The sequence below is a fragment of the Paraburkholderia kururiensis genome (assembly GCF_034424375.1).
GTDB lineage: Bacteria > Pseudomonadota > Gammaproteobacteria > Burkholderiales > Burkholderiaceae > Paraburkholderia > Paraburkholderia kururiensis_A.
Genome location: NZ_CP139965.1, coordinates 4,248,189 through 4,260,237, shown reverse-complemented (window position 1 = coordinate 4,260,237; position 12,049 = coordinate 4,248,189). Strand labels below are relative to the sequence as shown.

Below are 12,049 nucleotides of genomic sequence, written 5' to 3'. Positions count from 1 at the left end.
TTATCAGGAGCGAATAATGCAACTCAATCCCTCTGAGATCAGCGAGCTGATCAAGAGCCGGATCCAGGGCCTTGAAGCGAGCGCGGACGTTCGCAACCAGGGCACCGTGATTTCCGTGACCGACGGTATCGTACGCATCCACGGCCTGTCGGACGTGATGCAGGGCGAAATGCTCGAATTCCCGGGCAACACCTTCGGCCTCGCACTGAACCTCGAGCGCGACTCGGTCGGCGCGGTGATTCTGGGCGAGTACGAGCACATCTCGGAAGGCGACATCGTCAAGACGACGGGCCGCATTCTCGAAGTGCCGGTGGGTCCGGAGCTGATCGGCCGCGTGGTCGACGCACTGGGCAACCCGATCGACGGCAAAGGCCCGATCAACGCGAAGCTGACCGACGCGGTCGAAAAGATCGCTCCGGGCGTGATCTGGCGTAAGTCGGTGTCGCAGCCGGTGCAAACGGGTCTGAAGTCGATCGACTCGATGGTGCCGATCGGCCGCGGCCAGCGCGAGCTGATCATCGGCGACCGCCAGACCGGCAAAACCGCCGTGGCCGTCGACGCGATCATCAACCAGAAGGGCAAGGACCTGATCTGTATCTACGTCGCGATCGGCCAGAAGGCTTCGTCGATCATGAACGTGGTGCGCAAGCTCGAAGAAACGGGCGCGCTCGAATACACGATCGTGGTGGCAGCGTCGGCTTCGGAATCGGCCGCGATGCAGTACCTCGCGCCGTACGCGGGCTGCACGATGGGCGAATACTTCCGCGATCGCGGCCAGGACGCGCTGATCATTTACGACGACTTGACCAAGCAAGCCTGGGCCTATCGTCAGATCTCGCTGCTGCTGCGCCGTCCGCCGGGCCGTGAAGCTTACCCGGGCGACGTGTTCTATCTGCACTCGCGTCTGCTCGAGCGTGCTGCTCGCGTCTCGGAAGAGTACGTCGAGAAGTTCACGAACGGCGAAGTGAAGGGTAAGAGCGGCTCGCTCACGGCACTGCCTGTGATCGAAACGCAAGCCGGCGACGTGACCGCTTTCGTTCCGACGAACGTGATCTCGATTACGGACGGCCAGATCTTCCTCGAAACCGACCTCTTCAACGCAGGTATCCGCCCCGCCATCAACGCCGGCGTGTCGGTGTCGCGCGTGGGTGGTGCGGCGCAGACGAAGATCGTGAAGAAGCTCTCCGGCGGTATTCGTACCGACCTCGCGCAGTATCGTGAGCTCGCAGCGTTCGCGCAGTTCGCATCGGACCTCGACGAAGCCACGCGCAAGCAGCTGGAGCGGGGCCGTCGCGTGACGGAACTGCTCAAGCAGCCGCAATACCTGCCGCTGCAGGTGTGGGAGCTGGCTGTGTCGCTGTTCGCCGCGAACAATGGCTACCTCGACGACCTCGAAGTGAAGGACGTGCTGGCGTTTGAAAAGGGCCTGCGCGAATTCCTGAAGACGAGCCATGCCGACCTCGTGAAGCGTATCGAGGACACGAAGGATCTGTCGAAGGACGACGAGAGCGCGCTGCATGCCGCGATCAAGGACTTCAAGAAGTCCGGCGCATATTGATCCCCTGTCCGCGAGTCATCAACGATAAACGGACCTGGAGGCGCAGCGGGCGGCACGCAAGTGCACCCGCCGCGCTTCGATCAAGGAGCAAGCAATGGCTGGAATGAAGGAAATTCGCGGCAAGATCAAGAGCGTGCAAAACACGCGCAAGATCACGAAGGCGATGGAGATGGTGGCCGCGTCCAAGATGCGCCGCGCCCAGGAGCGCATGCGCGCTGCTCGCCCGTATGCCGACAAGGTCCGCGACATCGCTGCGCACATGAGCAGCGCGAACCCTGAGTACCGTCATCCGTTCATGGTGGCCAACACCGGGGCGAAGACGGCGGGCGTGATTCTCGTCACGACGGACAAGGGTCTGTGCGGCGGCATGAACACGAACGTGCTGCGTGCCACGCTGAACAAGTTCAAGGAACTCGAAGGCGAAGGCAAGTCGATCGAGGCAACGGCGATCGGTAGCAAGGGTCTCGGTTTTCTGAACCGTATCCGCGCGAAGGTGGTGTCGAACGTCGTGCAGATGGGCGACACGCCGCACCTCGAAAAGCTGATCGGCGCGGTGAAGGTGCAGCTCGACCAGTATTCGGAAGGCAAGATCTCGGCGGTGTATCTCGCGTACACGCGCTTCGTCAACACGATGAAGCAGGAGCCGGTGATCGAGCAACTGCTGCCGTTGTCGGCCGAGCGCTTCGAAAGCAGGGAAGGCGACGGTACGACGCCGAAGACTTCGTGGGACTACATCTACGAGCCGGACCCGCAGGCCGTGGTGGACGAACTGCTGGTGCGCTACGTCGAAGCGCTCGTCTACCAGGCCGTGGCCGAAAACATGGCTTCGGAACAGTCGGCGCGGATGGTGGCGATGAAGGCCGCTTCGGACAACGCGAAGACCGTGATCAACGAACTGCAGCTCTCGTACAACAAGAGCCGTCAGGCCGCGATTACGAAGGAACTGTCGGAAATCGTGAGCGGCGCGGCGGCAGTCTGACCGCGACGGTGCGGCCAGACAGGCGCGAGACGAAACGTCCCCGTAGCCGGGCGCTCGAGATGGCGCCCTAGCGCGAGTGAAGAATCAGGTATCTAAAGGAAAAGCGATGAGTACAACTGCTTTGGTAGAAGGCAAGATCGTACAGTGCATCGGCGCGGTGATCGACGTGGAGTTCCCGCGTGAGCACATGCCGAAGGTCTACGACGCCCTCATTCTGGAAGGCACGGAGCTGACGCTGGAAGTGCAGCAGCAGCTGGGTGACGGCGTCGTGCGTACGATCTGTCTGGGTGCATCGGACGGTCTGCGCCGCGGCCTCATGGTCAAGAACACCGGCAACCCGATCTCGGTGCCGGTCGGCAAGCCGACGCTCGGCCGCATCATGGACGTGCTTGGCCGTCCGATCGACGAAGCCGGTCCGATCGAAAGCGAACACAAGCGCTCGATCCACCAGAAGGCTCCGGCGTTCGACGAACTGGCGCCCTCCACGGAACTGCTCGAAACCGGCATCAAGGTTATCGACCTGATCTGCCCGTTCGCGAAGGGCGGCAAGGTGGGTCTGTTCGGTGGTGCCGGCGTGGGCAAGACCGTCAACATGATGGAGCTCATCAACAACATCGCGAAGGAGCACGGCGGTTACTCCGTGTTCGCGGGCGTGGGCGAGCGTACCCGTGAAGGGAACGACTTCTACCACGAAATGAAGGACTCCAACGTTCTGGACAAGGTTGCGCTGGTGTACGGCCAGATGAACGAGCCGCCGGGCAACCGCCTGCGCGTGGCGCTGACCGGTCTGACGATGGCCGAGCACTTCCGCGACGAAGGCCGCGACGTGCTGTTCTTCGTCGACAACATCTACCGTTTCACGCTGGCCGGTACGGAAGTGTCGGCACTGCTGGGCCGGATGCCGTCGGCGGTGGGCTATCAGCCGACGCTGGCTGAAGAAATGGGCAAGCTGCAGGAGCGCATCACGTCGACCAAGACGGGCTCGATTACCTCGGTGCAAGCCGTGTACGTGCCTGCGGACGACTTGACCGACCCGTCGCCTGCTACGACCTTCGGCCACCTGGACGCAACGGTCGTGCTTTCGCGTGACATCGCGTCGCTCGGTATCTACCCCGCCGTGGACCCGCTCGATTCGACCTCGCGTCAGATCGACCCGAACGTGATCGGCGAAGAGCACTACACGATCACGCGCGGCGTGCAGCAAACGCTGCAGCGCTACAAGGAACTGCGCGACATCATCGCGATTCTGGGCATGGACGAACTGTCGCCGGAAGACAAGCTGTCGGTGGCGCGTGCGCGGAAGATCCAGCGTTTCCTGTCGCAGCCGTTCCACGTTGCCGAAGTGTTCACGGGCTCGCCTGGCAAGTACGTGCCGCTGAAGGAAACCATCCGCGGCTTCAAGATGATCGTGGAAGGCGAGTGCGACCACCTGCCGGAGCAGGCGTTCTACATGGTCGGCACGATCGACGAAGCCTTCGAGAAGGCCAAGAAGATCCAGTAACGGTCGGGTGTAACGAAGCAGGGCGCCGCGCCGGTTTTCGTCACGCCGCAGCCGTACGCGGAACGCGACGAAGACCCGGACACAACGCAGCGCCCCGTCCTACGCTCAACCAGCTTTGCATGGACGAGAGCGAGCGCGAAGCGCTCACACTCGTCGGCAGGAGTCGACACATATGGCAACGATCAAGGTAGACGTCGTCAGCGCGGAAGAGCAGATCTTCTCGGGCCAGGCGAAATTCGTCGCGCTCCCGGGCGAGGCGGGCGAGCTTGGCATTCTGCCGGGCCACACGCCGCTCATCACGCGGATTCGTCCGGGTGCGGTGCGCATCGAGGCTGAGAACGGCGAGGAAGAGTTTGTGTTCGTCGCCGGCGGCATCCTCGAAGTGCAGCCGGGCGCAGTGACGGTGTTGGCCGACACGGCGATTCGCGGCAAGGACCTCGACGAGGCGAAGGCCGAGCAGGCCCGCAAGCGCGCGGAAGAGGCGCTGCAGAACACCGGCTCGAACATCGAGTACGCCACCGCCCAGGCGGAGCTCGCGTACGCGACGGCACAGCTCGCTGCGATCCAGCGTCTGCGCAAGCTGCGCGGTCAGCACTGATCGCTCGGCGACGATGGTCAAAGAAAGCAGCCTTCGTGGCTGCTTTTTTTTCGTCCACTCTTGACGTTTACGGAAAGGTCAGCAAAATCGAGTGTCCGTTGCGGCTGAATGGCCGCCAACGATGCGAGCGCCTCCATCGACCACGACCACGCTGCGGGTAACACTTGATGCCGTGGCGTCATGGAGCAGTGGCAGAATCGGTTTCAAATTCATTTCAATAGAGAGTCCACCTCTCACGGAGACATCACCATGGCAACGCAAGCTGCAGGCGGCGACGCGTCCGCATGCATCGAACCGAAAGACGGCCTTTCGTACGTGCGCGGCGCAACCGATATTCCGCTCAGCGAGGCGACGATCGCGCAGTTCCTGTTCGACACTGTCCAACGCTTTCCCGACCGGCCTGCCGTGGTGTTCCGCGAGCAAGACATTCGCTGGACATGGCGCGAGTTCGCCGACGAGGTGGACGTGCTCGCTGCCGGGCTTGCATCGCTTGGCATCGTGAAGGGCGAGCGGGTCGGCATCTGGTCGCCGAACCGCGTGGAATGGCTGCTCACTCAATTCGCGACGGCGCGCATCGGCGCCGTGCTCGTGAACATCAATCCTGCGTATCGGCTGCACGAACTCGAATACGCGCTCAACAAGGTGGGATGCAAGGCCATCATTTCGGCCGAGCGATTCAAGACGTCGATGTATCTGGAGATGCTCCAGGAGCTTGCCCCTGAACTGGCGAGCGCAACGCCGGGTGACCTGCATGCCGCGCGACTGCCGGACCTGCGCATGGTGATCCGCATGTGCGACACCGAAACGCCCGGCATGCTCACCGTCTCGGACATGGTTGAGCGCGGCCGGGTGTGGCTTGAGCAGCATGGCAAGGCAACGCTCGATGCCATCGGCGCCACGCTGGACCGTCACGATCCGATCAACATCCAGTTCACCAGCGGCACGACCGGCAACCCGAAGGGCGCCACGCTCACGCATCGCAACGTCGTGAACAACGCGCGCTTCATCGCGATGGCGATGCGACTCACCGAGCAAGACGCCCTCTGCATTCCGGTGCCGCTTTATCACTGCTTCGGCATGGTGCTGGCCGTGCTCGCATGCGTTTCGGTGGGTGCGAACATGGTGTTTCCCGGCGAAGCATTCGATCCGCGCGCTACGCTGGCGGCCGTCGCCGAAGAGCGATGCACGGCGTTGCATGGCGTGCCCACGATGTTCATCGCGGAACTCGATCATCCCGATTTCGCGACGTTCGATCTCTCGCGTCTGCGCACCGGCATCATGGCCGGTTCGCCGTGTCCCATCGAGACCATGAAACGTGTGGTCTCGACGATGCACCTGAGCGAAATCACCATCGCGTACGGCATGACGGAAACGAGCCCGGTGTCGTTCCAGAGTTCCACCACCGATCCGCTCGACAAGCGCACGACGACGGTGGGTCGCATTCAACCGCACCTGGAAGTGAAAATCGTCGATCCGCTCGGCAACATCGTGCCGGTCGGCGAAACAGGCGAGCTCTGCACGAAAGGCTATTCCGTGATGCTCGGCTACTGGGCCGACGACGCAAAGACAAAGGAAAGCATCATCGAGGGGTGGATGCACACCGGCGACCTCGCGACCATCGACGCCGAAGGCTACTGCAACATCGTGGGTCGCCTGAAGGATATGGTGATCCGCGGCGGTGAGAACATCTACCCACGCGAAGTGGAGGAGTTTCTGTTCCGCCATCCGAAGATCCAGTCCGTGCAGGTCTTCGGTGTGCCCGACCAGAAGTATGGTGAAGAGCTGTGCGCGTGGATCGTGTTGCGCTCGGGAGAGAAGGCCACGCCCGAAGAGATTCAGGAGTTCTGCCGCGGCCAGATTGCGCACTACAAGATTCCGAAGTACGTGCGCTTCGTCGATGAATTGCCGATGACCGTGACGGGCAAGATCCAGAAGTTCGTGATGCGCGAGCGCATGATCGACGAACTGCATCTCACGGTGCAGAAGACGGCGTGAAGATTTCCGGGCGAAGGGAGACGTTCGGGAGCCCGAAAAAAGGCAAAAAAAAAGCGGGCCTGGAGCCCGCTAAAAACCACACGCTACGGGGTTAGCGCGAGGAGACCAATGAAGGAGCCGCTCGTGATGGCCGCCAGGCCGTGTCACGGCTCCAGCAAGGATGCCCCTGTGAAGGGCTTCGGCTTGCGCCGACCGGCCGATGAATCGTGTCCGCTCACACTCACACCTGGCCACATCCGTGTTGAAACCGTTAAAGCGTTGAAGGGCATTGTGGGCGAATTAACCCAGTAGCGCGGTAACAAAGTGTTTCAGGTTGTAACGCCCGTCAGATAAGGCTCTCCGCGATTTTTTTGCCATCCTTATGATGTTTTTCGGTCAAATTTACCGTCATTTTTTATATCCTTTTCCGTGACTCAGAAACACTCGCATTCAGGCCGCATCGCGCGCCATGCATATGGCAATGATTGCGTGCGATGCGTCGTAAAAAGCGGTCGGAAAGGCACGAGCCCGGGCGCCCTTACGGTTACTTTAGCCACTTGTCGGAGATTGACTGATATTCGCCCGTGGCGCGCAACAGATGCAGCCATTGATTGACGTACTGCTGGAACACCACATCGCCGCGCGGCAGGAGCCATGCCTTCTCGCCGTACTGGAACGGCTTGTCCGGGTGAATGGAGCACAGGCCGGGGTTCAGCTTCTGCTGCAACAGCGTTTCGGAGGCATCGGTCACCATCACATCCGCCTTGCCTGCCAGAATCTGCTTGAAGATCGTGACGTTGTCCGGATACACCGTGAGATTCGCGTGCGGGAAGAACTGCTTCGCGAAACGCTCGTTCGTGCCGCCCGGATTGACGATGACGCGCGTCGAGGGCCGATCGATCTGCTCCACGGTTTGATACCGGCTCACGTCGCTGCATCGCGCGATAGGCGCTTTGCCGTCGATCTGATAAGCCTCCGTGAAGAACGCCCGCTTCTGTCTTTCCAGCGTCGTCGATACGCCGCCCACACCTATGTCGCACTTCGCGACGAAGTCGTTCATCAGGTTCGACCACGTCGTCTTCACGAACTCCGCCTTCACACCGAGCGACTTCGCAAGCGACTGCGTCATGTCGATGTCGATGCCTTCGAACTGGCCGTCCGGCCGGTAGTACGAATAGGGTTTGTAGTCGCCGGTGGTGCAGGCGCGAAGCGTGCCGCGCGCAAGAATCTCATCGAGACGCGATGTTGCCCTGGCTTCGTTCTGCGGCGCGGCAGGATTCTGTGCGCAGCCCGCTGTCCCGACGAGCAACGCGATGGCCGATGCGCCCGATGCGATAACGCTGGTCCGGTTCTTTCTCATGAACTCTCCTCGTTTGTGAATACCCGATGAATCGATGCGGCCCTTGATGATAGCCCGCAGCGTTTGCCTGCAATAGCCAGGCGGCGTACGGGTAAAATGCGGCTTTGCCTTTCACGCGACAGACGCTCCGCAACGTGGCCCATCCCCTTCTGAACGACACCTTTCTGCGCGCGCTGTTGCGACAGCCCACCGACTACACGCCGGTGTGGCTCATGCGTCAGGCGGGGCGCTATCTGCCCGAATACAACGCTACGCGCAGCCGCGCCGGCAGCTTTCTCGGTCTTGCCAAGAATCCCGATTACGCGACTGAGGTCACGCTGCAGCCGCTCGACCGCTATCCGCTCGACGCGGCCATCCTGTTCTCGGACATCCTCACCGTTCCTGACGCAATGGGCCTCGGCCTCGATTTCGCCGTCGGCGAAGGGCCGAAGTTCGCGCGTCCCGTGCGCACCGAAGAGGACGTGGCAAAGCTCGCCGTGCCCGATATCGACAGCACGCTGCGTTACGTGACCGACGCCGTTCGCCAGATTCGCCGCGCGCTGATCGATGCGCACGGCCGCCAGCGCGTGCCGCTGATCGGCTTCTCGGGCAGCCCGTGGACGCTCGCGTGCTACATGGTGGAAGGCGGCGGCTCCGACGACTTCCGCACCGTGAAGACCATGCTCTATGCCCGTCCGGACCTGATGCATCGCATTCTCGACATCAACGCGAAGTCCGTGGCGGCGTACCTGAACGCGCAGATCGAAGCCGGCGCGCAAGCCGTGATGATTTTCGACACGTGGGGCGGGGCGCTTGCCGATGGCGTCTACCAGCGCTTTTCGCTGCACTACATCCGCGAGGTCGTGAAGCAGCTCAAGCGCGAGCACGATGGCGAGCGCGTGCCCGTCATTACGTTCACGAAGGGCGGCGGCTTGTGGCTGGAAGAAATCGCGGCAACGGGCGTGGACGCCGTCGGGCTGGACTGGACCGTGAACCTCGGCCGCGCGCGCGAGCTGGTGGGCGACCGCGTGGCGCTGCAGGGCAATCTGGACCCCACGGTGCTGTTTTCGCCGCCATCGACCATCCGCATCGAGGCCCGCGCGCTGCTGGATAGCTTCGGCAACCATCCGGGCCACGTTTTCAACCTGGGCCACGGCATCTCGCAATTCACGCCGCCGGAACACGTCGCGGAACTGGTGGACGAAGTGCATCGCCATAGCCGCGCTATTCGGGGGGCGGGCGGCGCGAGCGGGGTGACCCCATCCGGCCCCGCCGTGTGACGGTTCTGTTGCAGTGCGATGAAGTGGGCTCCGCGCCTCAGGGTGACTGGGGACGCGAAAGGCCACCCACAAGCTCTTTTCGCGTTGTCAAGACTTGACTTATGCACACATGTCACGTTGCGGCGCGGTAGAGCATTTCGTCGCTGCAAAGTCCTTGCCGGGTCGGCCCGATTTTGATCAATCCCTTGACAGGCAAGGCTTTTCGCGGAGCGCCCGGCGGGCGGGCCTTCGCGGCCGAATAGCGGCCAAACGCCGCGGGGCGGCCTTCTCCCCGAACTTCTTAACAAAGTTATCCACAGGGGCGCCGCTATTCGCAGCGCATTTGTTCAGCCGAATCCTTAACTTAGCGCCGAAAGTGAAGTTTTACTTTAAGTGTGGGCTGGGCAACACTCGCCGCACCTGGCTCATGTTAGGTGCCGCGCAATGACGGACTGCTTTGTCCGCGTCGCGCTGGACCACCCGCTGTCCACGCTGTTCGACTATCGCTGCCCGAGCGACGGACCGGCGCCCGTGCCCGGCACGCTGGTCAACGTGCCGTTCGGACGACGCGAAGCGGTGGGCCTCGTGTGCGAAGTAACCGCTCACAGCGACGTCCCGCCTGACCGCCTGCGCAACGTCACGAGCGTGTGCTGCAGTTGTCCTCCCCTTTCTGCCGACTGGCTCGCCCTTGCCGCGTTCGCCGCGGATTACTATCAGCGCGGTCTGGGCGAAGTCGCGCTGCCGGCGCTGCCGCAGGCGCTGCGTGATGCGTCCCGTTGGGACCGTCTGTTCGCGCGCGAGCCGCGGTATCGCGCGCTGCCCGCTGGCCGCGAAGCGCTGCCGGACTCGCTGCCCGTGCGAGCGAGCGCGCTGCGTCGACTGGCCGCGGCGTTGCTTGCCGAGGACGCGCTTTTTGCCTCCGACGCGCGCGCGCTCCATCCCAAGGCCGTGGCCGTGCTCGACGCCTGGTGCGAAACCGGCTGGGTCGAGCGCGAGGTGGTCGACCCGTTCGCGGCCGGCCACAGCGCCGCCGCTCCCGTCGCTGTCACGAATCCCACGGCGCTCCCCGTTCTGACCGACGAGCAGACCGCCGCGCTCGACGCCATCTCCGGCGCCCACGGCTTCGCGCCGTTTCTGCTGCACGGCGTGACGGGCAGCGGCAAAACCGAGGTCTATCTGCGCGCACTTGCTCATTTGCTCGAGCGTCGCCCGGATGCGCAGGCCCTCGTCCTCGTGCCTGAAATCAACCTCACGCCGCAGTTCGAGGCGGCGTTCCGCGCGCGCTTCGCCTCGCTCGCTGAAGGCGCCATCGTGACGCTGCACAGCGGTCTCGCCGAGGGCGAACGCGCGCGCAACTGGCTCGCGGCGCACACGGGCCACGCGCGCATCGTGCTCGGCACGCGGCTCGCGGTGCTCGCTTCGTTGCCGAAGCTTGCCGTCATCGTGGTCGACGAGGAACACGATCCCGCGTACAAGCAGCAGGAAGGTCTGCGTTACTCCGCGCGCGACCTTGCCGTGTGGCGCGCCAAGCAGCTCGACGTGCCGGTGGTGCTCGGCTCGGCGACGCCGTCGCTGGAAAGCTGGTGGCTCGCGGAGCAGGGCCGCTACACGCGTCTCACGCTGTCACGCCGGGCGGTGGCCGATGCGGTGCTGCCGGTCGTGAAGCTGATCGATCTGGAGGACGAGCACCGCCGCGGCCGCGCGTCATTCGAAGGGCTCTCCGGGCCGCTCGTGGCCGCAATGAAGACGCGCCTCGAACGCGGCGAGCAAAGCCTCGTGTTTCTGAACCGCCGCGGCTACGCGCCCATCCTCTCGTGCGACGCCTGCGGCTGGGTGGCCGGTTGCCCCCGATGCAGCGCCTACGTCGTGCTCCACAAGCCGGAGCGTGCGTTGCGTTGCCACCATTGCGGCTGGGAATCGCGCATTCCGCGCGCGTGCCCGGACTGCGGCAACGTCGATATCGCGCCCATGGGTCGCGGCACACAGCGTATCGAGGAAGCGCTCGCCCAGGCGGTGCCCGGCGCGCGCGTGCTGCGCATCGACGCGGACAGCACGCGCCGCAAGGGCAGCGCCGAAGCGCTGTTTTCGGACGTGCACGCGGGTGAGGTGGATATCCTGGTGGGCACGCAGATGATCGCGAAGGGTCACGATTTTCAGCGCGTCTCGCTGGTGGGTGTGCTCAACGCGGATACGGCGCTCTTTTCCCACGACTTCCGGGCCAGCGAACGTCTTTTCGCGCAGCTGATGCAGGTGAGCGGCCGCGCAGGCCGCGCCGGGCTGCCGGGCGAAGTGCTGGTGCAGACGCGCTACGCCCGCCACGCGCTCTATCACGCGCTTACACGTCACGACTACGTGGGCTTCGCGACATCGACGCTGGCGGAGCGCCGCGACGCGCATCTGCCGCCTTTCGTCTACCAGGCGCTATTGCGCGCCGAAGGGCGCACGCTCGATGCCGCGCTCGCGTTCCTCCAGCAGGCCGCGGCGGCGCTGCACGACATTCCCGCCGCGGAACGCGTCACCGCCTACGACGCCGTGCCCATGACCATCGTGAAAGTGATGCACGTGCATCGCGCGCAACTGCTGATCGAAAGCGGTTCGCGCGCCGCGCTGCAAGCCACGCTGCGTGCGTGGCTGCCGGCACTGCGTCAGCTCAAGGGCGTGCTGCGCTGGAGCGTCGAGGTGGATCCGCTCGACATCTAAGCTGTTGTCGGCCGCGCGTCCGGAGCGGGCCGCACATATCCCCGCCGGTCATATTCATAGAGCGAAAGATCGTTTCGATTCCCGCCCGCGCTCGCCTATATTTCGCCGGATCGGCGATGCATCCCACAACAATGCCGGCCG

Annotated in this window: 8 protein-coding genes; 7 read left to right on the top strand and 1 reads right to left on the bottom strand. The window is 63.5% G+C overall.

All coding sequences use genetic code 11. The features are described 5' to 3' along the window. Window positions 1-16: 16 nt before the first annotated feature. From atpA to U0042_RS19110, 5 genes are all read left to right on the top strand, one after another. On the top strand, window positions 17-1,558 hold the full coding sequence (gene atpA, locus U0042_RS19130) for a F0F1 ATP synthase subunit alpha (protein ID WP_114813872.1): 1,542 nt from the start codon (window positions 17-19) through the stop codon (window positions 1,556-1,558). Window positions 1,559-1,652: 94 nt separating this feature from the next. Then, window positions 1,653-2,537 carry a F0F1 ATP synthase subunit gamma gene (atpG, locus tag U0042_RS19125; RefSeq protein ID WP_026120934.1) on the top strand — a complete coding sequence of 295 codons (885 nt, stop codon included), beginning with the start codon at window positions 1,653-1,655 and terminating at the stop codon, window positions 2,535-2,537. 106 nt (window positions 2,538-2,643) lie between these two features. After that, window positions 2,644-4,038 carry a F0F1 ATP synthase subunit beta gene (gene atpD, locus U0042_RS19120; RefSeq protein ID WP_114813870.1) on the top strand — a complete coding sequence of 465 codons (1,395 nt, stop codon included), beginning with the start codon at window positions 2,644-2,646 and terminating at the stop codon, window positions 4,036-4,038. Between the two features lie 172 nt (window positions 4,039-4,210). Continuing rightward, window positions 4,211-4,636: a F0F1 ATP synthase subunit epsilon gene (locus U0042_RS19115; protein WP_017772241.1), complete on the top strand. Its 426-nt coding sequence runs from the start codon at window positions 4,211-4,213 to the stop codon at window positions 4,634-4,636. Window positions 4,637-4,885: 249 nt separating this feature from the next. Then, window positions 4,886-6,631 (top strand): AMP-binding protein, encoded by a 1,746-nt coding sequence (locus U0042_RS19110; RefSeq protein WP_114813868.1) that lies wholly within the window; start codon window positions 4,886-4,888, stop codon window positions 6,629-6,631. Between the two features lie 523 nt (window positions 6,632-7,154). Here U0042_RS19110 and U0042_RS19105 read toward each other — a convergent pair. Beyond that, window positions 7,155-7,970, bottom strand: coding sequence for a transporter substrate-binding domain-containing protein (locus U0042_RS19105; protein ID WP_114813866.1), 816 nt, complete (start codon window positions 7,968-7,970; stop codon window positions 7,155-7,157). Between the two features lie 134 nt (window positions 7,971-8,104). On the opposite strand from U0042_RS19105, the gene hemE reads away from it, so the two are divergent. Together hemE and U0042_RS19095 are read left to right on the top strand one after the other, a co-directional pair. Further along, the gene (gene hemE, locus U0042_RS19100) at window positions 8,105-9,229 is read left to right on the top strand and encodes a uroporphyrinogen decarboxylase (protein WP_114813968.1); all 1,125 of its coding nucleotides are present in this window, start codon (window positions 8,105-8,107) and stop codon (window positions 9,227-9,229) included. 423 nt (window positions 9,230-9,652) lie between these two features. Continuing rightward, window positions 9,653-11,908, top strand: coding sequence for a primosomal protein N' (locus U0042_RS19095; protein WP_114813864.1), 2,256 nt, complete (start codon window positions 9,653-9,655; stop codon window positions 11,906-11,908). Window positions 11,909-12,049 lie beyond the last annotated feature (141 nt).